Here is a 26,318-nt window from a genome sequence, read left to right on the forward strand (position 1 = left end):
GTCGCCTCCTGCGATCGGCACTCAGACAGTGGTGGGGGGCGTCCCGAGGACGAGCCCGTAGGCGCGCCGGTCGACGCGGCCGGAGAGGTCGACGGTCACGGACTTCTGCTCGGTGAACTCGTCGAGGGCGCCCGGTCCCAGCTCGCGGCCGTTCCCGCTCTGCTTGAAGCCGCCGAAGGGCAGGTGCGCGGCGATGTTGTGCCAGTCGTTGATCCAGACGCTGCCCGCCTGCAGCTGCTTGGCCACCTCCAGGGCGCGGGGGACGTCCCGGCTCCACACCCCGGCGGACAGGCCGTACTCCGTGTCGTTGGCGATCTTGATCGCCTCGTCCACGGAGTCGTAGCGCAGCACGGACAGCACCGGCCCGAAGATCTCCTCGCGTGCGATGCACATGTCGTTGCGGACGTCGGTGAAGACCGTCGGCTCCACCCAGTACCCCTTCTCGAAGCCCGGACCGCTCGGGACGGCGCCGCCGTGCACGAGCGTGGCCCCCTCCTTCCGGCCGCGCTCGATGTAGCCGAGGATGCGCCGGTGCTGGGCGGGTCCCATGACGGGGCCGATGTCGGTGGCCGGATCGAGGGGGGCGCCGATCCTGAGGGTCCTCAGGCGCTCGACCAGTCGGCGCACGAACTCGTCGTGCAGCGAGGACGGCAGCAGGAGCCGGGTGCCGGACTCGCACGCCTGCCCGGCGTGCAGCAGGAACGCGTAGGCGGCACCGTCGACGGCCGCGTCGAGGTCGGCGTCGTCGAGGACGATGTTGGGTCCCTTGCCGCCCAGTTCGAGGGTCACCTGCTTGATGGTGTCCGCGGCGTTGCGCATCACCTCGCGACCGACCGCCGTGGACCCGGTGAACGACACCTTCCGCACGTCGGGGTGTGCGACGAGATGGGCGCCGACGCTCTCGCCGTCACCGGTGACCACGTTGAAGGCGCCGTCGGGCACGCCGGCGTCGCGCAGCATCCGGGCGACCTCGAGCGCCGCGATCGGGGTCTTCTCGTCGACCTTGATGACCACGCTGTTGCCGGCGGCGAGCGCCGGGATCGCCTTCCACACGGTCAGGACCAGAGGGAAGTTCCACGGGACGATGCCGACGCAGACACCGAGGGGCTCGCGGCGGATCAGGCCGGCGCTCAGCACCTGCCCGGCCACCGGACCCGGGCGCTCCCATTCGTACCGGCGGGTCAGGTCGGCGTAGTGCTGCATGTGCAGCAGCGGGAAGCCGACGCAGATCGCCTGGGACAGGCGCAGCGGGAAGCCGCATTCACGGGAGCCGGTCTCGGTGAACTCGTCCATGCGGCTGGTGAGGGCGGCGATCACGCGGTCGATCACGGCGGCCCGTTCGAGCGGCGGGGTGGTGCGCCACTCGCCGCCCTCGAACGCCCGCTTGGCCGCAGCGACGGCGGCGTCCGCGTGGCCGGCGTTTCCCTTCGCGGCGGTGGCGACCAGTTCCTCCGTGGCCGGATTGATCACGTCATAGTGTTCGTCGGAGTCCACCCATTCGCCCCCGATGAACATGCGGTAGTGCGGGACGCCCTGACGGTCCGTCGCAGGGCCCTCGGCGCGAGTCGCCACCATCCACTCCTTGCTTCGCTCACGGTCGCACCGCCGAAACCTCGTCCCGGCGGCCTCGCTGCAACGGTAGGAAGGCATCGGGCGTGAGCGTGTCCAGGAATTTGGACACCTCGTGCCGCGGCCGGCGTCGTCGAGCGGACCTCCCCGGCCCTGCGCGGGCGTGCCGCGGATCGAGTGTCCAATTTCCTGGACACTTCCGGGAAGGCACCTTCCCCGCCGCGAACGAGCCGGATCGAATGACCCGGAAGCAACGACGGACAAGGGACGGCCTCGCGTGAACAGTACTTCCCGGGATCTTCGCGCAGGACGGCCGCGGCCCGAGATCGAGTCCTCGTGGACCCGGTCGCGCCTGAGCGGCCTGCACGAGGAAGGCGCACCGGCCTTCAGCCACGGACCGGTGACCGGAGAGGGTGCCCTGGCCCGGGCCGCCGCACCGGTGCTGGAGCGCGGGCGGACGGATCTCGACGGCTCCCGGTTGGCACTGGTCCTCGCCGACCGGGAGGCGCGCGTCGCCGACATCCGGTGCTCGGACACCTCGTTCCGCCACGCCCTTGCGGACCTCGGCATCGTGCCGGGCGTGCGGCTCGCCGAGGACCAGGTGGGCACCAACGCGGTCGGCACACCCCTGGAGACCCGGCAGGGCCTGATCGTGCGGGGCGCCGAACACTTCATGACGGCGTTCCACGCGTTCACCTGCTACGGGCATCCGGTCATCCATCCGATCACCCGGCGGCTGGAAGGAGTCGTGAACATCGGCGGACTTTCAAAGGCGCAGCACCAGCTGTTCCCGCCCCTGGTGCGACGGATGGTCCGGGACATAGAAGACCGGCTCCGGCTGGACTCGACGCAGGGCCAGCAGCGCCTCCTGGCCGCCTTCCAGACAGCGGCGCGCTCTCCCCGGCGGGCGGTCATGGTGGTGGGGCAGGGCGTCGTACTGGCCACGCCGTCCGCACTGGCTCTCCTGGAACCGGCGGACCACGCGGCTGTCCAGGCGTGCGTGGAGGGCGTGCGCGCCGGGGCCGACCACCGGTTGACCCTGTCCACCGGCCGGACGGTCGCACTGCGGTGCACACCGGTCGAAGGCGCGGAGGGGGTCCTGGTCGACATCGATCCCGAGCGGCTCGACCGCCGTGCGCCCGGCGCCGCCGACCACGCGGACGGCTGGCCGCTCCTGGTCGTCGGCGAGCCCGGAAGCGGACGTACCACCGAGGCGCGGCGAGCGGCCGGTGCCGACGCCCGCACCCTCGACGCGACCGACGCCGTGTGGCAGGGGGAGCGGGAGTGGGTCGAGGAGATGTCGGCGCTGCTGGAGAGCGACGGACCCGCGGTGATCATCGAGAACGTCCAGTTGCTGGCCGAGGAGTCGACGGCACCGGCGGCCGGATGTGTCCGCTCCGCACGGCGCAGGACGGTCCTGACCGCGACGCCCGGCGAACATCTCGACGGGGTGCACGCGCCGCTGGTCGCCGTCTGCGACGCGCGCCGGGACCTGGTCCCCCTGCGCCGCCGCCGACAGGAGATCCCCCGCCTGGCACAGAGCATGCTGGCCGAAGCGGCGGGCTCGGGGCAGGTCCGGCTCACCGCCGACAGTCTGCGGGTGCTGGCCGGGCAGCCGTGGCCCGGCAATCTCGCCGAGCTGCGGCGAGTGATCGAGCTCGTCGCCGGCACTCGGGCGGCGGGGGACATCACCCCGTCGGATCTGCCCCTGTCGCACCGCGGTGCGCCGGCTCCGACGTCACCGCTGCGCCAGGCCGAACGCGAGATCATCGTCGCCGCCATCGAGGGCGCGGGCGGGAACAGGCTCAAGGCGGCCCGTGCGCTGGGCATGAGCCGGTCGACGCTCTACAACCGGATGCGGGCCCTGCACATCCACTGACCCCGGGCAGTCACCCGGCCCTCGTCGTGCGTCGGCCGACCGCCGGACCGCTGGACCACCGGACTGCCCAGGGATGCGGTCAGGACGCGGGGGCGTCCTGCCACAGGCCCCGGGCCTCAAGGGTCTCGATGAGGTGGTCGGCGCTCTCGAGCATGTGCTGCTCCATGAGCGACCGGGCCATGCGTGAGCTGCGCCGGCGCAGGGCTTCGAGGATCAGCGGGTGTTCCTCGCGGGTGGCGGACGCCCGCCCCTCGATGCTGATGTAGAAGCGATTGGGCAGGTGCTTGACCACGGAACGCAGGAGCAGGGCGAGACGGTGGGAGTCGGCGGCGAGGTTGATCTGGCGGTGGAAGGCGTGACCGTACTCGACCATGCCCTCCTCGTCGTCGGCCTCGATGGCCTCTTCCTGCTGCTTGACGATGGTTTCCAGTCCGTCGAGCTGTTCGGCGGTGATGCTCTTGGCCGCGCGGGCGGCGAGTTCGCCGCCGAGCTGGGCCTGGACCCAGAACAGGTCGCGCACGTCCTGGGGGGAGAAGGCGGTGACGACGAAACCACGGCGGGGGACCAGCTCGATGAATCCCTCGCTGCTCAGGGTGAGGAGCCCTTCACGGACCGGGGTGTTGCTGACCCCGACGGCCTCGGCGATGGGTTCCATGCGCAGGAAGTCCCCGGGGCGGACCTCGCCGGAGATGATCAGCTCACGGACGTAGCTCGCCACCTCTTCGGAGAGTTGCTGCCGCTTGGGGTCGCGGTCACGTGCCATGAAGATCTGCCTCGCATCACCCGGGCCGACTGCCAGAAACAGAAACATCATATAGGGTCGGCCGGCCGCCGGACCCGCGATTCACTGCTGCGGGCCGCCGTGGGCGGCTGCGACCTCGCCGACCAGCCGACGGTGGACGCGCGAGAGCACGACGGCGACAGTCACCAGGATCACGTCGAGGAGGGCCAGGGAAGCCGGCGCCAGGAGCGCCGCGCCCCGGCCCACCACGACAGGCGTGAGTCCGGTGTCGCGGCCGCTCCTGCCAGCCACAGCGGTGTGGACGCCGCGGTCCACACCAGGCCGCGCCGGTAGTGACGGCGCAGCGCGGCGGTGGGCGCCGTCAGCGCCTGGACACCGAGCACGATCAGCAGCAGTGGCACCACGAACAGCCAGGCGGCGGTGGTGAACGCACGGGAGACGGCGGCGTTCATGAAGAGACCCAGCCCCATGACGACGACGACCGTCAGCCGGGTCCGTGGACGGTCGGTGTCGAGCAGCGTGGCCACGAAGCTGGTGAAGGCCCAGGTTCCGCACACGGCCACCAGCAGCACCGCGGTCTCGGCCCCTCCCCTCCACGTCAGGTGGTCCACCAGGTGGTGGGAGAGCTGGGAGACGGCGAAGACGAAGACGAGGTCGAAGAACAACTCGAGCGGAGAGACCTGCAGCCGGATCGCCAACCCTCGCTCAGTGGGGGCATATTTCGCCATTCGCCCACCATACTGCGGCGGTGACGACGCCTGCGGGAGCCGTGCAGCATGCCCCTGCCCCCGGTCTCAAGCGGTTCCCCGGGCGATGCGCCTGACCACCTGCCCGAAGAGGTCGTAGAAGCGCGGCACGTTGACGCGGGCCTCCGGGGTGTCCGGGTGGGTGACCTTGACGTAGGTCCGGTCCCAACGGCGGTTCACCCACATCAGGACCTCGTTGCTCGGGCTCGAGTCGTACAGCCCGTTGCACTCGGCGGCGTCCCAGTCGCGGGAGCCCGGGACATGCCGTCCGTCGATGTAGGAGACGATCGGCAGCACCGCGGAGTCGTCGGGTTGCAGGGGCAGACCGGCGAGCTCGGCGACGCGCAGCGGTGAGACTCGGGCCAGTTTGCACGCGTTGCGGAACGCGGTGCCGGCGTTCGCGAGGAGTTGGGCAGGGCCAGGGCATCGCCGGCCTCGGCGAGGGGGAAGGCGACCGGGACCAGGGATGAACCAACCCTGGGCGGTGAGCCAGCGCCTCTCGTGCCGCGTGTGCACGACCGACAGGCCGCGGTACTCGGCAACGAAGTTCCGCCATCCCCGGACCAGGCCGTGTCGCTCGTGCAGCAGGTCGGCGGCCTTGCGTTCGGGACCGGTGAAGTCCAGGTAGCTGCCCACCGGTGAGAGACCGGGACCGCGCTTCTCGACCGCTGCCAGGTACAGCTCGTGTATCTCGCCCGCGGTCAGAAGGATCGAATAGCCGTCCGCATGGTGGTGATCCAGCCCCACGTACACCGTGGCGGCGTCCGGCCGCGTCACGGTGAGGAACACGAAGGACGGCCAGCCCAGCGGGTCGGTACCGCGGTCGAGGATGTCCTCGATCCGCGAACGCAAGTAGGGCGGGGTCGGCGAAGGCGCCGCAGTCGTCACTGGCCAGCCCGACCGTTCCCGGCGGCAGGGTCGCGCGGGCCATCCGGACGGTGCCCGCCTCGGAGTACGTGGTCAGCCTGCTGCGGAGGGTCTCGTGCCGGTCGACCCACCCGAGCAGCGCCGTCCGGAGCGCGGACGGGTCGAGCGGGCCGGGCAGTTCGAAGGAGAGGGCCAGCCAGGAGGGGCTGCGGTGGCCGGCGGCGGAGCCGAGGGCTTCTCCGAGATGCGCCTCCTGGAGGTACGACGCCGGCCTGCTGTCGGGGACCCAGCCGGTGGTGCGAGGGGCGCCGGTCGCCGGCCGCCACACGGTCAACCGGCCGGGGCGGACGTCCAGGTCCCACATGTCGATGAACTTCACGGGTTGCCTTGCTGCTCGGGCGGTACCTGATGGGGGAGCGCCGGCAGTCGGCCCCGGCACTGCTTCCGGAGGCGGGGAAGTCGGGCCCCTTCGGCTTCGACGCGGGGCGCCGACCGATGCTGCTCGGCGGCTGCCGTTCACGTTAGAGAGGGCTCGCGGGCGCGGATGTTCAAGAAATTGGACAGGGCGCCGAGCTGCGGGCAGAGGTGCTCCGCCGCGGCGCGGTGCGCCTCGCGGGGTACCGACGCGGCGGTCGCGGAGCCCGGTCAGTGGATGCGCAGTGCGCGCATCCTGTTGTAGAGCGTGGACCGGCTCATCCCGAGGGCGCGCGCCGCCCGTACCTTGTTCCCGCCGGCCGCGTCGATGGCGGCGACGATGATCTCTCGCTCGGCCTGCCGGAACGGCGAGGCGGGCGGCGGCGCGCCCCGGTGCGAGACAGGGAGGTCCGAGGGGATGACGTCGCCCGCCGAACGGATCTCCGCCAGGATCCCGACCACCTTGCGCAGCTCGGCGAGATTGCCGGGCCACGGCTGTTCGGCCAGCATGCGCAGGGTCTCGGACGTGAGCCGCAGCCGCCCGGAGCCCTCGACTTCGGTGAGCATCTGCCGAGCCAGTCGCGGGATGTCCTGCCTGCGGCGCCGCAGGGGTACCAGGTCCCGGCGGGTGGCACACACCGCGACGATCGGCGCGTGCAGGGCTTCGAGGCGGTCACCCGGGCACGAGGTCAGGACGACCTTCCGCGGTGTGGCACGCAGGTACCGGGCCAGCAGTGTCCCCAGCCGCTCGGACAGAAGGTGGAGGTTCTCGATGACGACCGCCGGCCCGTCCGCCTCCAGGAGTGCGCCCACGGCCCTGGCCCAGCCCGGCTCGCCGTGCCCCAGGACGTCCGTCGCGTCGAGCGCGGTCGCGCCGAAGCCGGCCGCCCGCCGTGCGGCGGTGGTACGGCCGCTGCCCGGTTCCCCGACGATCAGCAGCGGCCAGGCCGTCCCCGGGCCGGGCTCGCCGCGCAGAGCGTCCTGTTCCGGGACGATGTGGACCAGCACTCCTTCGACTCCGTCGGTCCGCGTGCAGCGCAGGCGGACCGTCCGGCCCGAGCTCAGCGTGATCCGCTGGACGCTCTCACCGACAGCGCCCGTCGTCTCCGCACACGCGCGGACGATCGCGTGGTCGGCGGGCTGGAGCAGGTCGAGCGCCGGGGGAGTGGACAGGACGAGCCCTTGCCCGATGACCATGACCGCCCGTCCCCGTCGGCGTGCCGCCGCCTGGAAGGCGGACACGAGCAACCGTTGGGCGCGGCTCACGTCGGGCTGGAGGCGGTCTTCGATGTCCTGGACGACGCGCCTGGTCAGGGGCCGTAGGAGCGGGTGCTCCTCCGTCGAGCGGCTGCCGATGTTGAGGACACCTTCGAGCCGGCGCGTCACCGGGTGGACCACGGGATGCCCGTAACAGGTATAGGGATTGAACGCCGCCATGAAGTGCTCGGACCCGCGCAGCAGTACGTCCCGCCCGGTCGCCGCGGGGGTTCCCAGAGCGTTGGTGCCCAGCTGGTCCTCACCGGCCCGGACGCCCACCGCGATGCCGAGATCGGTCATCTCCCGGTACACCGAGCGGTCGGCGCACTGGACATCGACGATGCAGGCCGACCGGTCGGCGAGAAGGAGCAGGGCCGCCGCTCCGTCGAGTTCGTGTCTCACCTGGTCCAGCACGGGCCGGGCGGCACGCACGAGCGCGTCGTCCGTGGCGATCGGAGCGAAGGTGACGTGCGGCTGCGTGTCCTCGGTCAGTCCGAGTAATCGACTGCGCGTCCGCGACGACTCGATCTCGGGCTGCATCCTTCGCGCATAGAGGTACGGAGCATCGTGCACGCGGGACCCCTCCACTCCTGGGGACGCCGAACCCGGGGTGGGCCACCGCTTCGCGGTTCAGGCCGGCGCGCTCTGCGGTTCAGGTTGTCGACGCGACGGGAACAGGATAGAAATAAAATATACCATCTTCTGGACGGGCTCAGACCCAGGAGTTCGACATGGCCAACCTCTTCGACCCGTACCGCACGCTTCCCCCCGTCCCCACCTTCACCCTGCGCAGCACCGACATCGCCGACGGCGAGACGCTCCCCGTCGCCCAGCGCAGCGAGCTGTTCGGCGGCGCGGGTGGGGACCGCTCACCGCACCTCGCCTGGCACGGTCACCCGGCCGGGACCAGGAGCTTCGCGGTGACCTGCTACGACCCCGACGCGCCGACGGTGAGCGGCTTCTGGCACTGGGCGGTTCACGACATTCCCGCGACGGTGCACGAGCTCCCCGCCGGCGCGGGTGACCCCGGAGGGGAGAGCCTGCCCGACGGGGCCAGGACGCTGGCCAACGATGCCGGGCGACGGGGCTTCCTCGGCGCCGCACCCCCGCCCGGGCACGGTCGGCACCGCTACATCTTCGTCGTGCACGCGCTGGACGTTCCCACGCTCGACATCACGCCGGAGGCGACCCCTGCCTGGCTCGGCTTCCAGCTCTTCGGGCACACCCTGGCGCGGGCGATGCTCACACCGGTGCTCGCGACTCCGGCCTGACGCCCACGGCGACGACCCGATGCCATACCGGTTTCGAAATGACGAAGTGAGAATTCGAGAATTCTCACTTGAACAATGAGGAGAGATCTGTGCAGGGAGTTACGTTCCCCGGTGACCGTCGTACGGTTCTGAAGGAATTCTCGGACCCCGAGCCCGGGCCGGGGGAAGTGGTCGTGCGTATGCGGGCCTCCGGGATGTGCGGCAGCGATCTGCACTTCTACCGCGGCACCGCGTCGTTCGGCGGGGGCGAGAACACCATCCAGGGCCACGAACCCTGCGGAGACGTCCATGCGGTGGGCCCCGGGGTCACCGCGGACATGGCGTCCGTCGGCGACCGCGTCATGATTCATCACTACTGGGGCTGCGACGCCTGCGAGCACTGCAGGTCCGGGTGGCCGCAGATGTGCGACCGGCAGAACGGGCAGACGCTCAGCATCACCGCGCACGGCGGTCACGCCCCCTACATGGTGGTCCCGGCCAGGACACTCCTGCCGCTGCCCGACGCGCTGAGCTACAAGGCGGGTGCCGCCATCGGCTGCGGGACCGGAACGGCATGGGGCGGCATCAAGCGCCTGGGCGACATAGGTGGCGCCACCATGGTGGTCATGGGACAGGGCCCGGTCGGCCTCTCCGGGACCATGTTCGCGGCGGCCCTCGGTGCCCGCGTCGTCGCCGTGGACGTCAAGGACGCGCGGCTGGACCGCGCCCGCGAGTTCGGTGCGGCCGAGGTCGTCAACTCCGCCGAGACGGACCTGGCCGAGGCGATCGCCGACATCACCGGAGGCCGGGGAGCGGAGGTGATCCTGGAGACATCGGGCGTGGCCGGCGCCGACGCGCTCGAGATCCTCGGCAAGTGGGGCCGGGCCTGCTTCATCGGGCTGCCCGGCGACGTGGGCTTCAGGACCGAGCAGCAGTACAAGAAGCAGTGGACCCTCATGACCTCGTGGACGATGTCCTCGGTCGAACAGGCCCGCTGCGCCGAGTTCGTCGTCACGCACCGGCTGCCGGTCGACGGCCTCTACACCCACAGCTGGTCGCTCGACCGCGCGGCCGAGGCGTACGCATGGTTCGACGAGCAGGCCGACGGCAAGGGTGTCTTCGAGTTCTGACGGCCTTCCGACGACCTGCAGCGCACCGACCCCAGGTCCTCGAGCCGATCGCAGGACCTGGGGTCGATGTCGTATGCCGCCCCCCGTCCGGGTGCGGCAGCGCGCTACGGCTTCACGCGCTCGATCAGGGCGACCTTGACGTGGTCCGGGCGCTTCAACGTCCCCTCGGGGACGAGTTCGACGACCGTCTTCACATTGAGCGCCGACCTGATGCGCTGCTCGAGCGCGGCTCGCAGGTCCTGCTGCTGTGCCTGACCCATTCCCGCGGCGTGCTCCACGACCAGGGGGAGCGGCCGCTGGGTCGAGTGGCCCTCGAAGTCCGCGCGGATGCGCATCTCGCCGGTGGCGGCCGGAGCCAGCTCGACGACGAGCTGCTTGATCGCCGACGGGAAGACGTTGATCCCGCGCACGATGAGCATGTCGTCCGTGCGGCCGACGCACCGGATCTTGTACCCGGTGCGACCGCAGGAACAGTCGGTGCCGGTGACCACGACGTGGTCCCTGGTACGGAAACGCAGCAGCGGGGACGCCCGGCGGCGCAGAGCGGTGTAGACGAGCTCACCCTGCGCGCCCTCCACGGGTGCGACCTGCTCGCCGGTCGCGGGGTCGATCAGCTCGGCGATCATGAGGTCGGGGGAGAGGAAGTGCATTCCCTCGCCCGCCTCGCACTCACCCCAGTAGGTGCAGGCGATGTCGGTGCCGCCGAGCATCTCGCGCGCGGTCGCGCCCCACAACGACTCGAGCTTCTCGCGCACGGCCGGCAGTCCGCCGCCGGGCTCGCCGCCCACACTGATCGCCCGGACGCCGAGTTCGCGTGCGGCACGGCCGACGATCCGCGGTGCCTGTTCGGCGAGGTGCGTGAGGAAGTAGGGCGTGCCGATCAGTGCGTCCGGCCGTTGGTCCGCCTGCACCCGAAGGAGCCGCTCGGCACCGGCCTCGGCGCCGATCGGGATGTCTACGATGCCCATGTACTGGAGTATCTGCACGACGGGAAGTCCGCCGACGAAGCCCTTGCTCATGCCGAAGGCGTGCAGGAGCCGGTCCCCCGGGCGGAACCCGTTCGCGTACAGTGCCCGCGCGCCGAGCTCGCACCAGGTGACGATGTCGCTCGCCGTGAGCCCCACGTACGACGGGCTTCCGGTGGTGCCGGAGGACGCCTGGATCTGCACGATGTCCGCGTCGTCGACGGCGACGTGCGCTCCCAGCGGCGGTGAGCCGGCCAGACTGTCGCGGAGCTCCTGCTTCTCGGTGAACGGGAGGCCGGCCAGGTCGTCGACCGTCCTGATCCTCGACACGTCGACGTGGTGTTCGGAGAACTTCTCGCGATAGAAGACGCTGTTCGCAGCCAGGTGAGCGATCTGTTCTCTCAGGCGTTCGTCCTGGACTGCTCGCGACTGGGCGGGAGAAATGGTCTCGACCGAATTCCAGTACTTCTCCGAGAATGGCGCTGCTGCCATGACGCCTCCTTCTTGTTATCGAAATGCCTGCAGGCGTCTCGATCCTCATTGCACGCGCTGTGCGGGTGTCATCGAAATCCCGAAAAACTATATATCATATGTGACTTCTCTAGGGGGTTCCGGGTCGAGGCAGGTCGAGGTGTACCGCGGGACGTCGCCGCGGAGGGTCCGGCACGGCCGGCGCCTACGGGTAAGTCGTCGTCGACGAGGCCCAGGAGCTGTCTGTGGCGGGCGATTTCGCGCAGGCGGGCCCCGCGACCACGGCACGCGACTGGTCCCAGGCGCTTGACCCGCGTCTCGGCACCCGGTTCGCAACGACCGGTCCGAGGTCAGCCGTCGGCGGCGGCGAGGATGCGCCGGGCGCGCTCCAGCACGGGCTTGTCCACCATCTGACCGTCGACCACGGCCACCGAGTCGCCGATCTCCGCCACGGACCGGGCCCACCGCAGTTCGTCCTCCGTGGGGGCGAACCGCTCCCGCACGGACACGATCTGACCGGGGTGGATGCAGAGCTTCCCGGTGAAGCCCAGCCGACGTGCGTGGGCGATGTCCGCGGCGAGGACGCCGAGGTCCTTCACGTTCGTGGTGACACCGTCGACGGGGGCGCCCAGGCCCGCGGCCGCCGACGCCGAGACCAGCCGGGAACGGGCATAGGCGAGCGCCGCGTGGTCGTCGTGGGCGACGCCGAGCTGACCGGCGAGGTCGACGTTGCCGAAGGCGATCCGTACCGCGCCGCTGGTGCCGCACACCTCCGCCGCACGCTCGACACCGGCCGCCGTCTCCACGAGCGGGATCAGGAGGCACTTCCCCGCGGTACGGCAGGCGAGGTCGGCCAGCACGGCGGGGTCCTCGGACTTGGGCACCATGACGGGGGCGCCGTGACGGGCCGCCATGTCGAGGTCTTCGTCGCACCAGGGCGTGCCCGGCGGGTTGATCCGGACCACGGCGTCGTTGCCCTCGCCGAGCCAGGCCGCGGCGTTGTCCCGCGCGCGGTCCTTGTCCGCCCCCGCGACGGCGTCCTCCAGGTCGATGATGACCGCGTCCGTACCGGACACCAGCGCCTTGGCGAAGCGGTCCGGGCGGTGTCCGGGCACGAACAGCAGACTGCGGGCGGTTTCGAGCCGCCTGCTGGAGAGGGTCATGCGAAGGTCACCTCCGCCGTGGCGTGACGCTCTTCGCGGTGCGAGGCGATGCGCAGCGCGGCCCCGTGTCCGTCCGGTGTCCCGGAAGCCAGCAGGCGCTCACCCGCGAACGCGGGGCGGCGCAGACGGTAGGACAGCGATCCGACGGGACGGGAGGGCACGTCGCGGCGTACGAGCTCCAGCATCGTGAGTACGAGCAGCGGGCCGTGGACGACGAGGCCGGGATAGCCCTCCTCGCCGGTCGCGTACGGCATGTCGTAGTGGATGCGGTGGGCGTTCGCGGTGACGGCGCTGAACCGGAACAGCAGCGTGGGATCCGGATGCGCGGGCAGCTGCCACGCCTCGTCGGAGCCCGGCTGCGCGGAGGTGTCGAGGCCCGCCGGATGCCGTCCGGCGCTCCGCCCCGACCGGTAGACGATGTCCTGCTCCTCCACCAGGCACGTCGTGCCCCGCTGGAGATACTCGCTGCGCACCGTGACGAAGAGGAGTTCCCCGGTGGAACCCTGCTTGGTCGTCACCGTGCTCACGCTGCTGATGCGCTGGGCCCGTTCGCCGATGCGCAACGGCGAGGAGATGTCGCAGCGCCCGCCCGCGAACATGCGTTGCCGGTCGGGAATGGGCGGCAGGAAATGGCCGTGCTGAGGGTGCCCGTCCGGCCCCAGATCGCGCTGCGCGGGCCACTGGAGGAAGTACAGCCAGTGCCAGAGCGGGGGGAGTGGATCGCCGGCCGCGGCGACGGCGCCCGGCCGGTCCAGCAGGGCCGAGAGCGCGGCGACCGGGCCGGGGGACAGGACATCGTCCTCGGTGACGGCCCCGGGACTCCACGACTCCACGTACGGGCCGAGCCCGCTGTGTGTGCTCTGCACGGGTCTTCTCCTCAAGCGGTTTGGGCGTTGGCGACCGGCCGGACCCATCATGCGCGCTGATGGATGACGCTGAGTAATAGAAACGTCTGATGGCGGCATGTCGCAGGGGCATGACGGTCGTGCCGAGGCAGGTGCCTTCATGCGTCCTTCGCGGTGTGCAACTCCGCGGACGGCCACAACCCCTGACGCACCGACGACTGGATCCGGCGGGTCAGCTCGCGGGCCACCACTTCCGCGGCGGGGGTGATCCGCCCGGACCTGGAGGTGCCGAGCACGATGGAACGCCACACCTCGGGATCGCACAGCGGCGCGGCGCTCAGCGAGCCCCGCTCGACGTCCTCCGCGATACCGACACCGGGCAGGATCGTCCACCCGTGCCCCGCCAGCACGAGCTGCTTCTGCACGTGCATGGAGTTGGTCTGAACGATCAGGTTCATCTCCACCCTGGCCTGCGCCGCGGCCGCGTCGATCACGGCGCGCAGCCCGTGACCGGCCGCGGGCACCACCAGCGGATGGGCCACGGCCTCCTCGAACGGGACGGGGCGGTCGGCCCGCAGGCCGGCGGACGGCGGCGCCACGGCCCACAGCCTCTCGCGCACCAGCGGTTCGACGTTGAGCGAGGGGGTGCTGGAGAGGTTGTACAGCAGGGTCAGATCCAGGTCGCCGTCGTCGAGCCACTGCTGCAGATGGCCGGAGTACGCCGTGAGCAGGCGCAGCTCGATGCCCGGGTGGTCGCGGAGGACGACGGAGGCCAGCGGTTCGGCCAGCAGGTTGCAGGCGCTGTCGAGCAGGCCGACGGTCACGATGCCGGAGACCGCGCCGGGGGTGGGCCGAATCTCCGCACGGGCCCGCTCCAGCTCGTTCAGGGCACGCCGCGCGCGCTCGACCATGGTCGAGCCGGCCGCCGTGGGCTGCATCCCCTGCCGGGTGCGCTCGAAGAGGGCGACGCCCAGTTCATGCTCAAGGGTGCGAATCTGCCGGGTGACCGCCGGCTGGACCAGGTGCAGGACTTCCGCCGCACGCGTGACGCTGCCCACCTCGGCCACCGTGACGAGCGCTCTGAGCTGCTTGACGTCCATCGCTTCCTCCGCTCCATCGGCCCCCGGCATGGGGTCATCATGGATTGGCATTTTACGGGCCGCTCCATGAGCAACCATGATGGCTTTGCTGCGGGAACGAGGGAGGTTCCCAGAGTGCGCCTGCCCCTTGGCGCATCGGGCGGCTCGAGGGTTACCGCACAGCCCTCGGCACCGGCGGATCTTCGTGTGATCCCTGCGCGGAGATCCGCCGTCCCCCACCCGGCAGCACCTTCCCCGTCGAGTCCCCGGAGGCCGCAGTGACCGCACTCCCGCTCACCGGCATCACCGTCGTGAGTGTCGAGCAGGCCGTGGCGGCGCCCTTCGCGACCCGCCAGCTCGCGGACCTGGGGGCGCGCGTGATCAAGGTCGAGCGCCCGGGAGGCGGAGACTTCGCCCGACGGTACGACACCACCGTGCACGGGCAGTCCAGCTACTTCGTCTGGCTCAACCGGTCCAAGGAGTCCGTTGTCCTGGACCTGAAGGCCCCGTCCGGCCGGGACGTGCTGGAGGAACTGCTGGGCCGGGCCGACGTGTTCGTGCAGAACCTCGCGCCGGGGGCGGCGGCGCGGCTGGGACTTGACACCGCGTCCCTCACGGAGCGGCACACGTCGCTGATCCCCTGCACCATCTCCGGCTACGGGACGACGGGCCCCTGGGCGGACCGCAAGGCCTACGACCTGCTCGTGCAGTGCCAGACGGGGCTGGTCTCACTGACCGGCACACCGCAGGAGACCGCCCGGGCCGGAGTGTCCGTCGCCGACATCGCCGCGGGCATGTACGCCTACTCCGGGATCCTGACCGCGCTGTACACCAGGGCCACCACGGGAGTGGCGCGAGCGGTGGAGGTGTCGCTGTTCGAGGCCCTCGCGGAATGGATGAGCCAGCCGGCCCACTACACCCGGCACGGCGGCACCCAGCCCCCGCGGATCGGCACCCAGCACGCCACCATCGCACCCTACGGCGCCTACACGGCCGCCGACGGCAAGCAGGTGCTGCTGTCCGTCCAGAACGAGCGGGAGTGGGCGGCGCTGTGCGAGGACTTCCTCGACCGGCCGGACCTGGTGGACGATCCACGGTTCGCCACCGGCTCGGGGCGCGTGACCCACCGGGACGAACTCAACGCGATCGTCGCCGAGCGGTTCGGACGGTCCGCCGGCGCCGAGGCCATGCGGCTGCTGACCGAGGCCGGGATAGCGAACGCGGGTGTCAACGACGTACGGGAGTTCCTCGACCACCCGGTCCTCGCCGGCCGGAACCGCTGGCACGAGGTGGGCATCCCCGGCGGGGCCCGGGTACCGGCCCTCCGGCCCCCGGCGGACCTGGCCGGAGTCGACCCGCGCATGGACTCCGTGCCGGCCCCGGGCGAACACACCGACCGCGTCCTGCACGAACTGGGAATCACCGCACCGCGGATCGCGCAACTGCGGACCGACGGCGTCGTCTGACAGCCCGCTACGGCACAGAACGAGTTCGGCATGGAACGAGTTCGGCACAGAACGAGAAGGAGTACACCGTGAGCACCCTGGACGCCCTGTCCGACGACGAACAGTCCGTCGTACGTACCGTGCACGACTTCGTCAACAAGGAGGTGAAGCCCGTCGTCCAGGAACTCGACCACTCCAACACCTACCCCGAGGCCCTGATCGAGCAGATGAAGCAGCTCGGCATCTACGGGCTGGCCATCCCCGAGGAGTACGGCGGCAACCCCGTCTCCATGCCCTGCTACGTGCTCGTCACCGAGGAACTCTCCCGCGGCTGGATGAGCCTGGCCGGCGCCATGGGCAGCCACACCGTGGTCGCCAAGCTGCTCGTGCACTTCGGCACCGAGGAGCAGAAGCGCCGCTACCTGCCGCGGATGGCCACCGGCGAGATGCGCGCCACCATGGCCCTGACCGAACCCGGTGGCGGCTCGGACCTCCAGGCCATGCGCACCGTCGCCCGCAAGGACGACGAGGGCTACCTCGTCAACGGCTCGAAGACCTGGATCACCAACTCCCGGCGCGCCAAGCTGATCGCGCTGATGTGCAAGACCCACCCCGACGCCAGCCCCGCCCACAAGGGCATCTCGATCCTCCTCGTCGAGCACGGCCCCGGCCTCACCGTCTCCCGCGACCTGCCCAAGCTGGGCTACAAGGGCGTGGAGAGCTGTGAGCTGGCCTTCGACGACTACCGGGCACCCGCCGACGCGGTACTCGGCGGCGTCGAGGGCAAGGGCTTCGCCCAGATGATGAAGGGCCTGGAGACCGGCCGGCTCCAGGTCGCCGCCCGCGCGCTCGGTGTCGGCCGGGCGGCCCTGGAGGACTCCCTCGCCTACGCCCAGGAGCGCGAGTCCTTCGGCAAGCCCATCTGGCAGCACCAGTCGATCGGCCACTACCTCGCGGACATGGCCACCTCGCTGACGGCGGCCCGCCAGCTCACCCTGTACGCGGCGCGTGAGGCCGAGGCCGGTCGACGGGTGGACATGGAGGCGGGGATGGCCAAGCTCTTCGCCTCCGAGACCGGCATGCAGATCGCGCTCAACGCGGTGCGTATCCACGGGGGTTACGGCTACTCGACCGAGTTCGACGTCGAACGCTACTTCCGTGACGCCCCGTTGATGATCGTCGGCGAGGGCACGAACGAGATCCAGCGGAACGTGATCGCGAGCCAGCTCGTCAAGCGCGGCGGCATCGACGCGTAGGACGTGCGCGGCAAGCACCGAGGCAAGCGGCCCCTTCGGGCCGCCGTGGAGAACAGGAAACACCCTCATGGTGAACATCGTTGTATGTGTGAAGTACGTGCCCGACGCCACTGGCGACCGGCACTTCGCCGATGACCTGACCGTCGACCGGGACGACGTGGACGGTCTGCTCTCCGAGCTGGACGAGTACGCGGTCGAGCAGGCGCTGCAGATCTCTGAGAACTCCGACGACGACGTGGAGGTCACCGTTCTGACGGTGGGTCCCGAGGACGCGAAGGACGCGCTGCGCAAGGCGCTGTCCATGGGTGCGGACAAGGCGATCCACGTCGAGGACGACGACCTGCACGGCACCGACGCCATCGGCACCTCCCTGGTGCTGGCCAAGGCGGTGGAGAAGGCCGGTTACGACCTGGTGGTCTCGGGCATGGCCTCCACCGACGGCACGATGGGTGTTGTTCCGGCGCTGCTGGCGGAGCGGCTGGGTGTGCCGCAGGTGACGCTGCTGTCCGAGGTCTCGGTCGAGGGCGGCGTGGTGAAGGGCCGCCGGGACGGCGACTCGGCCACGGAGCAGCTGGAGGCGTCGCTGCCGGCGGTCGTGTCGGTCACCGACCAGTCGGGCGAGGCCCGTTACCCCTCCTTCAAGGGCATCATGGCGGCCAAGAAGAAGCCGGTGGAGTCCTGGGATCTGTCCGACCTCGACATCGAGGCGGAGGAAGTCGGCCTGGAGGGCCGCTACACCACGGTCGACGACGCGGCGAAGCGTCCGGCCCGTTCCGCGGGGACGATCGTCAAGGACGAGGGCGAGGGCGGCAAGCAGCTCGCCGCCTTCCTCGCGGAGCACAAGTTCGTCTGACACAGCCTCGCGGGCCGGAAGTTCATTTGAGAAAGGTCAAGGATCCATGGCTGAAGTTCTCGTCTACGTCGACCACGTGGACGGTGCCGTCCGCAAGCCCACTCTGGAGTTGCTGACGCTGGCCCGTCGTGTCGGCGAGCCGGTGGCCCTCGCGCTCGGCGCGGGAGCGGAGAAGAGCGCCGCGACGCTGGCCGAGCACGGTGCGTCCCGTGTGCTGACCCACGAGGCGTCCGAGTACGGCGACTACCTGGTCGTGCCGAAGGTGGACGCCCTGCAGGCCGCGGTCGAGGCCGTCTCGCCGGCCGCCGTGCTGGTGCCGTCCTCCGCGGAGGGCAAGGAGATCGCCGCCCGTCTGGCGCTGCGTCTGGGCTCCGGCATCATCACCGACGCCGTCGACCTGGAGGCCGGCGCCGAGGAGCCGGTGGCCACGCAGTCGGTGTTCGCCGCCGCCTTCTCCACCAAGTCCCGCGTCTCCAAGGGCACCCCGGTCATCACGGTCAAGCCGAACAGCGCGGCCGTGGAGCCGGCGCCGGCCGCCGGTGCGGTCGAGGCCCTGTCGGTCACGTTCTCCGCCGCCGCGACCGGTACGAAGGTCACCTCGCGCACGCCGCGCGAGTCGACCGGGCGTCCGGAGCTGACCGAGGCCGCGATCGTCGTCTCCGGCGGCCGCGGCGTCAACGGCGCGGAGAACTTCGCGATCATCGAGGCCCTCGCCGACTCCCTCGGCGCGGCCGTCGGCGCCTCGCGCGCCGCGGTGGACGCGGGCTGGTACCCGCACACCAACCAGGTCGGCCAGACCGGCAAGTCCGTCTCCCCGCAGCTGTACATCGCCTCGGGCATCTCGGGTGCGATCCAGCACCGGGCCGGTATGCAGACCTCGAAGACGATCGTGGCGATCAACAAGGACGCCGAGGCCCCGATCTTCGACCTGGTCGACTACGGCGTCGTCGGTGACCTCTTCGACGTCGTCCCGCAGCTCACCGAGGAAGTGAAGTCCCGCAAGGGCTGAACCTCCACCGAGACACAGAAGGCGTTCCCCATGCAACTCGCCGCGATCACCGTGTCGCTGGTCCTGGCCGCGGTCGGCGCGGCGCTGTTCGCCCGAGCCGTCGTGCGGATCCACCGCTTCGTACGGCTCGGGCAGGACCTACCCGCGGGCAGCCGCACCGACCACCCCAAGCAGCGCAGCCTGACCGTGCTCAGGGAGTTCCTCGGCCACACCCGCCTCAATCGCTGGGGCGTCGTGGGCGTCGCGCACTGGTTCGTGGCCGTGGGCTTCTTCACTCTCGTCCTGACCCTGGTGAACGCCTTCGGGCAGCTCTTCCGGGCCGACTGGTACCTCCCGCTCATCGGGGACTGGGCGCCGTACGAGGTATTCACCGAGCTCATCGGCCTGCTCACCGTAGGCGGCATCCTCACGCTCATCGTGATTCGCCAGCTGAACCACCCGAGGAGCCTCGGTCGCAAGTCCCGTTTCACGGGCTCCAACTTCGGCCAGGCGTACTTCGTCGAGGCCGTCATCCTGATCATCGGCCTGGCGATCCTGACGCTGCGCGGCCTGGAGGGCGCACTCCACCACGTGGACGGCTACGAGGCCTCGTATCTCATCTCGTACCCGCTCGTGTCGATGTTCGCCGGAGTCAGCACGTCCGCCTTGGAGGACCTGGTCTACCTGGTGGCCATGCTGAAGATCGCGACCTCGTTCATCTGGATGATCACGGTCGCGCTGAAGACCGACATGGGTGTGGCCTGGCACCGCTTCCTGGCCTTCCCGAACATCTGGTTCAAGCGCGACGCGAAGGGCGGCACCGCGCTGGGCGCGCTGCTCCCGATGACCTCGGGCGGCGAGCCGATCGACTTCACCGACCCCGNGCCTCGGCGCCGAGCAGGTCGCGGACGCGTCGGCCGAGGGCGACGCCGTGGCCGTACACGACGGAGGGCGACTGCGGGACGTGTTTGCCGAGCACGCACGCCGGCGTGCGCGACCCACCCCCAAATCGTTGCTGAGATTGTTAACAAAAGCGTTGACACTCCCGGAGTGCGGTCCTTAGCGTCGCCCCATCACACGTCCCCTCCAGGCACCGCCTCCTGGACGAGAGGAAACAACGATGTCCTCCTCACCCGCGCTGTCCGTCCGCGGCAGCAGACTGGCCCTGCTGGTCGTCGGCCTCTGCTGGCTGGCCGTCCTCTTCGACGGCCTGGACATGTTCATCTACGGCTCCGTGCTGCCCCACATGCTCGAAGAGAAGGCTCTCGGCATCACCTCGGGCCAGGCCGGCGACCTCGGCAGCTACGCCACCTTCGGCATGCTGGTCGGCGCGCTGGCCGCGGGCACGATCGCCGACCGGATCGGCCGCAAGAAGCTGATGGTCTCCTGCGTCACGCTCTTCTCACTGGCCTCCGGCCTGTGCGCGATCGCCGGAAGCGTCGCCGTCTTCGGGCTCGGCCGGACCCTCGCCGGTGTGGGCCTCGGCGGGCTGTTGCCGACCGCGATCAGCATGGTCTCCGACTACGCCCCCCGGGGCCGTGCCGCGATCACCATCGGCCTGCTGATGACCGCCCACCACGCCGGCGGCATCCTGTCCGCCTACGTGGCCCTGTGGATCGTCGAGCCGCTCGGCTGGCGCTCCGCCTTCTGGGTCTGCGTGGTCCCGCTGCTCTTCGTCCCGGTGCTCCTGAAGCTCCTGCCCGAGTCGCTCAGCTTCCTCGTCGCCCAGGGCCGCACCGAGGAGGCCCGCGCACTGGCCGGCCGCTACGAGGTAGAACTCCCCGCCACCCCGGCCGGCAAGCCCGCCACCGCCCGCTGGGAGAGCCTCGCGGGCCTCTTCCGCGGCCGCGAGTGGATCCAGACCCTGCTGTACTGGCTGGCCTCCTTCGGCGGACTGCTCCTCGTCTACGGCGTCGCCACCTGGCTGCCCACCCTGATGCGCAGCGAAGGCTACGAACTGGGCTCGGCACTCACCTTCGTCGTGCTGTTCAACCTCGGCGGCATCGTCGGCATGCTGGTCGCGGGCCGCGCCTCCGACCGGTTCGGCGCCCCGCGCATCTCGGCGATCTGGTTCGCGCTGACCGCCTGCGGCGTCTTCCTGCTCAGCATCCACATGCCGCTCGCACTGACCTTCGTGGTCGTCTTCCTCACCGGCGTCTTCCTCAACAGCGCCCAGACCATGATCTACGCGACCGTCTCCATCGGCTCCGCCCCGGCCAACCGCGCCACCGCCGTCGGCTGGACCTCCGGCATGGGCCGCTTCGGCGCCGTCTTCGGCCCCTGGCTCGGCGGCCAGCTGCTCGCCGCGGACAAGGGCGACTGGGGCTTCACCGCCTTCGCGATCGCCGGCTTCTCGTCCATGGTCTTCATCGGCATAGCGGCCCTGCGCACGACAGCCGCCCCGACCGAGCACAAGCTGGCCCCGGCCCACTGAACGCGCCCCGAAGGGGCGCGGGGCTGTGACATTGTGCGGCTCCGCCGCGCGGGCGCGAGCCACAACGCATCCGCAGCCGGACCGCAAGCAGGGACGACACGGCGCCCCCGCTCAGCCGACCGCAGGTCACGTCACCGCCCCCGGCGCGACAGCCACGCGGCCACCACCGCGCCGGAGACGTTGTGCCAGACGGAGAAGACCGCGGCCGGCAGCGCCGCCAGGGGGCTGAAATGGGCGGTGGCCAGCGACGCGGCGAGGCCGGAGTTCTGCATGCCGACCTCGAAGGCCATGGCACGGCTGCCGGGCTCGCCCAGCCGGCCGAGGCGCCCCGCGCCGTAACCGAGGGCCAGACCGAGCCCGTTGTGCAGCACGACGGCGACGAAAACCAGCCCGGCGGCCGACTTGATGGCGTCCGCGCTGCCCGCCACGACGACCGCCACGATCACGGCGATCGTCAGCGCGGACAGCCAGGGCAGCGCCGGCAGCGCCCGCCGCACGAACCGTCCCGCGAGCAGCCGTACGACGACGCCCGCGAGGACCGGCAGCAGCACCGTCTTGAGGATGTCCGTGACCATGGACCCGGCGTCCACCGGGAGGTACTCGCCGGCCAGCAGCAGCGTCAGCGGCGGGGTGACCAGCGGGGCGACCAGCGTGGAGACGGTCGCGACGGAGACCGACAGGGCGACGTCGCCGCGGGCCAGGTAGGTCACCACGTTGGAGGCCGTGCCGCTGGGCGCGCAGCCCACCAGGATGACGCCGGCGGCGAGCTGCGGGGGCAGGTCGAGCAGGTGGGCGATGGCCCAGCCGAGCCCCGGCATGATGACGTAGTGCGCGACCAGCCCGAGCGCCACCGCCCAGGGACGCTTCGCGACCCCGCGGAAGTCCTCCGGGGTCATGGTGATGCCCATGCAGAACATCACGACGCCCAGCAGGTACGGCACCGCCTCGCTCCACCCGGTGAAACTCCCGGGGAGCAGCAGGCCGAGGGCGCCGGCCAGGAGGACGAGGACCGGGAAGACGGTGACGGCGCGCCGCGCGGAGCGGTCGCCGGTGACATCGTCGTTGCCCAGGTCTTCGCCGCGTTCGGTACTTTCGGTTCTTTCGGTTCGCACCGTGCGAGACAACGCCTGGTGGGCGGCGCGACGCAAGGCCGTCTCGCGATGTGATCATCGGGACGGCTCGCGGGGGTGACCGGCGGACGGGCTCAGTCGCGGCCCATCTGGTCCTCGGCCGACAGGTGCTCCACCGTCCTGCCCGTCTCCGTGAACGTCCGCGTCACATGGCCGGACGAGTACACCCACAGAATGCGCAGCGGGGTGTCGCCGACGTTGCGGAAGAGGTGAGGGACGGGCGACGGGACGTAGGTGGTGTCGAACCGCTCCAGCCTCGTCACCTCGCCGTCGACCCAGACCTCCGCCTCACCCTCCAGGATCGTCACGTGCTCGTCGCAGTTGTGCGAGTGCAAAGGCGCCCCGGAGCCCACCGGATACACACTCATGCCGCTGGTGATGCGGTTCTCCCCGCCCGCCGAGGGCGTGGTGATCAGGGGCGTCGTCACCACGGCGCCGCCCCGGTCGAGCAGGGGCACCGTCGCGGCCTTGATGATGGTGGTCATCCCGGGATTCCTCTCCAGTCCAACGTGTAGCGACGACCGACGTTAGGTCGCGCCGACGCGAAACGGTGCCCTCCGGCATGCAGGTTTACGTTGCAATCCGAGAGGGGTGAGCATCCTTTCCCCGGCTGTACCGTCACCTGTCACCGCACGGCTCTCGTCTCGTTGCGGAAACGCGCCGGAAAGAAAAGGCAGGTATCGGCCAGATGAGGCTCCCCGTTCTCACCGAAGAGGAAATGGACCAGCGGCAGCAGGAGCTGGCCGCTCGTATCGCCGGCCGCCGCGGCGCGGTCCGCGGCCCCTTCCGGGTGTGGCTGCACAGCGCGGAGATGTGCGAACGGGCCGAGTCCCTCGGCGCCTTCGCCCGCTTCGACTGCAGCCTCCCCAAGCACCTGCGCGAGCTGTCGCTGCTCATGGCGGCCCGCAACTGGGACGCGCAGTACTCGTGGAACGCCCACGTGCACCAGGCCATCGAGGCCGGCATCCCCGAGGCCGCCGTCAAGGCCGTCGCGGAGAAGCGCGAGGCGGTCTTCGACAACGAGGCGGACCAGGCGTTCTACCAGTTCTGCCGCGAGATCCTTGAGGAGCACTTCGTCACCGACGAGACCTTCGCCGCCGCGCTCGCGCACTTCGGCGCCAAGGGTCTGGTCGACACCATCGGCGCGCTCGGCAACTTCACCATGCTCGGCATGTGCCTGAACACCTTCCAGGTGGACCTCCAGGCCGACAAGGAGCCCCCGTTCCCCGACGTCCGCGGCTACGGCCGGGTCGCCGCCGCCCCGGGCAACGACGGGACACGGGCGTGAGCTCGCCCGCGACGACGACCCGGACCGTGCTCCGCGTCCGCGGCGTCACCAAGAGCTTCGGCGGAGCCGCCGCGCTCAAAGGCGTGGACCTCGACCTCTACCCCGGCGAGATCCACGCCCTGATGGGCATGAACGGCGCAGGCAAGTCGACCCTGGTACAGGTGCTGAGCGGCGTCCACCAGCCCGACGGCGGCACCATCGAGGTGGGCGGACACCAGCACGCCGGACTGACCGTCCGCAAGGCCCGCAGGCTCGGCATCTCCTCGGTGCCGCAGCGCCGTGAACTGGCCATGGGCCTCACCGTCGCCGAGAACGTCATGCTGGGCGACCTGCCGACCCGGGGCTTCGGCGCCGTCAACTGGAAGGCGGCCCGCGTCCAGGCCGGTGCCGCCCTGTCCGGCCTCGGCATCGACATCGACGTCGACCGGGTCGCGGGCACGCTCACCGTCGCCGAGCAGACCATGGTCGAGGTGGCGCGCGAGGTCCGCCGCGGCGGCAAGGTGCTGATCCTCGACGAACCGACCGCCTGCCTCAGCGCCCGGGACGCCGGGCAGGTCCGCGCCCTGGTGCGCCGGCTGCGCGACGAGGGCGTCGCCGTCGTCTACATCTCGCACTACATCGACGAGGTCATGTCCATCGCCGACCGGGTCACGGTGCTGCGCGACGGCGGCCTGGTCCGCAGCGCGCCGGCCGCCGAGCTGGACCCCGCCTCGCTGGTGCGCAGCATGGTCGGCCGGGACGTGGTCTCCACCCGCCCCGAGCGCCCGGCTCCCAAGGACGACCACGGGCTCGTCGTGCGGGGTCTGAGCCAGGGCCGCGCCATCCGCGACTTCACCGTCGAGGTGCGCAAGGGCGAGATCGTCGCCGTGCTCGGCCCGGCCGGCGACGCCCAGTCCCGGCTCTTCGACCTGCTGTCGGGACGGCAGCGCCCGGACGCCGGAGAGGTCCGCGTCGACGGGCGCGCCGTGCCCTTCGGCCGGGTCCCGGCCTCCCTCGCCAGCGGGCTGCGCTGCGTCACCGGGGACCGCCGCTCGCTCGGCCTGGTCCAGGGGATGACCGTGGACGAGAACCTGATGCTGGCCGGCGACCGCTTCGCGCGGCGCAGGCTGCACCGCACCGGACACCTCGCCCGCCGTGCCGCTCCGGTGCGCGACACCTACGGCGTCGTCGCCCTCAGCGGCAACCCGCCCGTCGGCTCCCTGTCCGGCGGCAACCAGCAGAAGGTCCTGCTCGGCAAGTGGCTGGAGACCGAGCCGGTCGCCTGCTTCCTGGAGGACCCCACCAACGGCGTGGACGTCGCCGCCATGGCCGACATCCACACCCTCGTCGACGACCTCGCCGCCCGCGGCGTCGCCGTCCTGCTCGCCTCCTCCTCCGCCGAGGAGGTCATGCGGCTGGCCGACCGGGTCGTCGTCGTGAGCGCCGGCCGCACGGTCGCCGAACACGACATCAACGCCATCACCCGCGACGAGCTCGTCGCGACCGCACTCGGAGGTCAACCGAAGTGAGCCTCAAAACCCCCTCCGCCTCCCCGGACGTCGCGGCGCCCGGCCCCTCCGAACGCCGTGCCCCCTCCCGCTCCGGAGCCCGTGGGCTGCTGCACGTCCCGCACGGCGGGCTGGTCGTCGTACTGATCCTGGTGTGCGTGTTCACCGCCGTCCAGGCCGACGCGTTCACCTCCTCGCAGAACCTGCTCAACGTGCTGCGCCAGGTCAGCGTGAACGCCGTCATCGCGGCCGGCCTGACCCTGCTGATGACCGCCGGCGGCATGGACTTCTCCATGGGCAGCAACGCGGCCGTCACCCTGTGCGTGGGCGCGCAGCTGATCGACGGCGGCTGGTCCACACCCGTCGTCGTGGTCGTCTGTCTGGCGCTGGCCACGCTGATCGGACTGGTCAACGGCCTGGTGGTGACCTACACACGGGTCGCCCCGTTCGTCGCCACCCTCGCCTCGGCGATGCTGCTGGACGGCGTCGCCCTGCTGGTCCTCGACGGCATGAGCGTCACCATCGGCGACAAGATGTCCTCCCTCGGCAACGACGAGGTCGTCGGCGTGCCCTATCTGACCGTCGTGGCGGTGCTGATCCTGGCGCTGGTCGGCGTGACCATGCGCTTCACCACCTTCGGCCGCGACGCCTACGCCATGGGCGGCAACGAACACGTCGCCCGGCTCAGCGGCATCAACGTCAACGCGCGCAAGCTGGCCCTGTACGCGCTCGCCGGTGTGCTCGCGGGCCTGGCCGGACTGATGCTGCTCTCCCGGCTCGGCGCCGCCGCGCCCAACACCGCGGGCCTGCAGACCCAGCTGACCGCCGTCGCCGCGGTGGTCATCGGCGGTACGTCCCTCGCCGGCGGCCACGGCACCATCATCGGCACCGTCATCGGTGTGGTCCTGCTCGGCGTGGTCGCCAACGCCCTGAACCTGCTCCAGGTCAACAGCAACTACCAACTCGTCGTCACCGGAGGCGTACTCCTGGTCGCGGCGGTCATCAACGAGTTCCAGCGCAAGTCCTCACCGGGCCATTAGCGGCCTGCCGGAGCGACCCC

22 protein-coding genes and 1 pseudogene are annotated in these 26,318 nt (G+C 70.8%); 12 read left to right on the forward strand and 11 right to left on the reverse strand.

The features are described 5' to 3' along the window. Positions 1 to 21: 21 nt before the first annotated feature. The gene (locus ABS735_RS12600; RefSeq protein ID WP_373905959.1) at positions 22 to 1,575 is read right to left on the reverse strand and encodes an aldehyde dehydrogenase family protein; all 1,554 of its coding nucleotides are present in this window, start codon (positions 1,573 to 1,575) and stop codon (positions 22 to 24) included. 271 nt (positions 1,576 to 1,846) lie between these two features. On the opposite strand from ABS735_RS12600, the gene ABS735_RS12605 reads away from it, so the two are divergent. Then, positions 1,847 to 3,448 (forward strand): sigma-54-dependent Fis family transcriptional regulator, encoded by a 1,602-nt coding sequence (locus ABS735_RS12605; protein WP_373905958.1) that lies wholly within the window; start codon positions 1,847 to 1,849, stop codon positions 3,446 to 3,448. A 79-nt stretch (positions 3,449 to 3,527) separates the two neighbouring features. Here ABS735_RS12605 and ABS735_RS12610 read toward each other — a convergent pair whose 3' ends face one another. The 4 genes from ABS735_RS12610 to ABS735_RS12625 form a co-directional block, all read right to left on the reverse strand. Further along, positions 3,528 to 4,211, reverse strand: coding sequence for a GntR family transcriptional regulator (locus ABS735_RS12610; RefSeq protein ID WP_373905957.1), 684 nt, complete (start codon positions 4,209 to 4,211; stop codon positions 3,528 to 3,530). Between the two features lie 170 nt (positions 4,212 to 4,381). Further along, complete coding sequence (locus ABS735_RS12615) at positions 4,382 to 4,918, reverse strand: low temperature requirement protein A (RefSeq protein ID WP_373905956.1); 537 nt, start codon at positions 4,916 to 4,918, stop codon at positions 4,382 to 4,384. Positions 4,919 to 4,984: 66 nt separating this feature from the next. Continuing rightward, positions 4,985 to 5,788, reverse strand: coding sequence for a hypothetical protein (locus tag ABS735_RS12620; protein ID WP_373905955.1), 804 nt, complete (start codon positions 5,786 to 5,788; stop codon positions 4,985 to 4,987). A gap of 660 nt (positions 5,789 to 6,448) precedes the next feature. Then, positions 6,449 to 8,014: a helix-turn-helix domain-containing protein gene (locus ABS735_RS12625; protein ID WP_373905954.1), complete on the reverse strand. Its 1,566-nt coding sequence runs from the start codon at positions 8,012 to 8,014 to the stop codon at positions 6,449 to 6,451. Between the two features lie 191 nt (positions 8,015 to 8,205). On the opposite strand from ABS735_RS12625, the gene ABS735_RS12630 reads away from it, so the two are divergent. Then, positions 8,206 to 8,745: a YbhB/YbcL family Raf kinase inhibitor-like protein gene (locus tag ABS735_RS12630; protein WP_373905953.1), complete on the forward strand. Its 540-nt coding sequence runs from the start codon at positions 8,206 to 8,208 to the stop codon at positions 8,743 to 8,745. 89 nt (positions 8,746 to 8,834) lie between these two features. After that, positions 8,835 to 9,854: a zinc-dependent alcohol dehydrogenase family protein gene (locus ABS735_RS12635; protein ID WP_373905952.1), complete on the forward strand. Its 1,020-nt coding sequence runs from the start codon at positions 8,835 to 8,837 to the stop codon at positions 9,852 to 9,854. 104 nt (positions 9,855 to 9,958) lie between these two features. Here the strand turns inward: ABS735_RS12635 and ABS735_RS12640 are convergent, their stop codons facing one another. The 4 genes from ABS735_RS12640 to ABS735_RS12655 form a co-directional block, all read right to left on the reverse strand. Beyond that, positions 9,959 to 11,311 (reverse strand): phenylacetate--CoA ligase family protein, encoded by a 1,353-nt coding sequence (locus ABS735_RS12640; RefSeq protein WP_373905951.1) that lies wholly within the window; start codon positions 11,309 to 11,311, stop codon positions 9,959 to 9,961. A 329-nt stretch (positions 11,312 to 11,640) separates the two neighbouring features. Beyond that, a complete protein-coding gene (locus ABS735_RS12645) occupies positions 11,641 to 12,453 on the reverse strand; it encodes an HpcH/HpaI aldolase/citrate lyase family protein (protein WP_373905950.1) in 813 nt (270 codons plus the stop codon). Continuing rightward, entirely contained in the window at positions 12,450 to 13,319 is an 870-nt protein-coding gene (locus ABS735_RS12650) for an HTD2 family dehydratase (RefSeq protein ID WP_373905949.1), read from the reverse strand. The genes ABS735_RS12645 and ABS735_RS12650 overlap by 4 nt, the downstream gene beginning before the upstream one ends. A 137-nt stretch (positions 13,320 to 13,456) precedes the next feature. Further along, positions 13,457 to 14,428 carry a LysR family transcriptional regulator gene (locus ABS735_RS12655; RefSeq protein ID WP_373905948.1) on the reverse strand — a complete coding sequence of 324 codons (972 nt, stop codon included), beginning with the start codon at positions 14,426 to 14,428 and terminating at the stop codon, positions 13,457 to 13,459. 227 nt (positions 14,429 to 14,655) lie between these two features. On the opposite strand from ABS735_RS12655, the gene ABS735_RS12660 reads away from it, so the two are divergent. The 6 genes and pseudogenes from ABS735_RS12660 to ABS735_RS12685 all read left to right on the forward strand — a co-directional run bounded on the left by ABS735_RS12660 (position 14,656) and on the right by ABS735_RS12685 (position 21,353). Next, entirely contained in the window at positions 14,656 to 15,843 is a 1,188-nt protein-coding gene (locus tag ABS735_RS12660) for a CaiB/BaiF CoA transferase family protein (protein WP_373905947.1), read from the forward strand. Between the two features lie 68 nt (positions 15,844 to 15,911). Then, on the forward strand, positions 15,912 to 17,078 hold the full coding sequence (locus ABS735_RS12665; RefSeq protein WP_373905946.1) for an acyl-CoA dehydrogenase family protein: 1,167 nt from the start codon (positions 15,912 to 15,914) through the stop codon (positions 17,076 to 17,078). 67 nt (positions 17,079 to 17,145) lie between these two features. Then, the gene (locus ABS735_RS12670) at positions 17,146 to 17,931 is read left to right on the forward strand and encodes an electron transfer flavoprotein subunit beta/FixA family protein (protein WP_373905945.1); all 786 of its coding nucleotides are present in this window, start codon (positions 17,146 to 17,148) and stop codon (positions 17,929 to 17,931) included. A 46-nt stretch (positions 17,932 to 17,977) separates the two neighbouring features. Continuing rightward, positions 17,978 to 18,940, forward strand: coding sequence for an electron transfer flavoprotein subunit alpha/FixB family protein (locus ABS735_RS12675; RefSeq protein ID WP_373905944.1), 963 nt, complete (start codon positions 17,978 to 17,980; stop codon positions 18,938 to 18,940). Positions 18,941 to 18,970: 30 nt separating this feature from the next. Continuing rightward, a pseudogene (locus ABS735_RS12680) lies at positions 18,971 to 19,801 on the forward strand (Fe-S oxidoreductase); the annotation flags it as partial. A gap of 238 nt (positions 19,802 to 20,039) precedes the next feature. Next, positions 20,040 to 21,353: an MFS transporter gene (locus ABS735_RS12685; RefSeq protein ID WP_373900896.1), complete on the forward strand. Its 1,314-nt coding sequence runs from the start codon at positions 20,040 to 20,042 to the stop codon at positions 21,351 to 21,353. A 131-nt stretch (positions 21,354 to 21,484) separates the two neighbouring features. Here ABS735_RS12685 and ABS735_RS12690 read toward each other — a convergent pair whose 3' ends face one another. Both ABS735_RS12690 and ABS735_RS12695 read right to left on the reverse strand, forming a co-directional pair. Next, a complete protein-coding gene (locus ABS735_RS12690; RefSeq protein WP_373900897.1) occupies positions 21,485 to 22,465 on the reverse strand; it encodes a bile acid:sodium symporter family protein in 981 nt (326 codons plus the stop codon). Positions 22,466 to 22,557: 92 nt separating this feature from the next. Continuing rightward, a complete protein-coding gene (locus tag ABS735_RS12695) occupies positions 22,558 to 22,968 on the reverse strand; it encodes a cupin domain-containing protein (RefSeq protein WP_373900899.1) in 411 nt (136 codons plus the stop codon). Positions 22,969 to 23,201: 233 nt separating this feature from the next. Here ABS735_RS12695 and ABS735_RS12700 point away from each other — a divergent pair, with 233 nt between their 5' ends. The 3 genes from ABS735_RS12700 to ABS735_RS12710 are packed head-to-tail and all read left to right on the forward strand — an operon-like array spanning position 23,202 to position 26,298. Further along, positions 23,202 to 23,771 (forward strand): carboxymuconolactone decarboxylase family protein, encoded by a 570-nt coding sequence (locus ABS735_RS12700; RefSeq protein ID WP_373901279.1) that lies wholly within the window; start codon positions 23,202 to 23,204, stop codon positions 23,769 to 23,771. Further along, positions 23,768 to 25,279 carry a sugar ABC transporter ATP-binding protein gene (locus ABS735_RS12705; protein ID WP_373900900.1) on the forward strand — a complete coding sequence of 504 codons (1,512 nt, stop codon included), beginning with the start codon at positions 23,768 to 23,770 and terminating at the stop codon, positions 25,277 to 25,279. Before ABS735_RS12700 ends, ABS735_RS12705 begins: the two co-directional genes overlap by 4 nt. Beyond that, positions 25,276 to 26,298 (forward strand): ABC transporter permease, encoded by a 1,023-nt coding sequence (locus tag ABS735_RS12710; RefSeq protein ID WP_373900901.1) that lies wholly within the window; start codon positions 25,276 to 25,278, stop codon positions 26,296 to 26,298. The genes ABS735_RS12705 and ABS735_RS12710 overlap by 4 nt, the downstream gene beginning before the upstream one ends. The last annotated feature ends 20 nt before the right edge of the window (positions 26,299 to 26,318 follow it).

The sequence above is a fragment of the Streptomyces sp. MMCC 100 genome, assembly GCF_041538145.2.
In the GTDB taxonomy this organism is placed as follows: Bacteria; Actinomycetota; Actinomycetes; order Streptomycetales; family Streptomycetaceae; genus Streptomyces.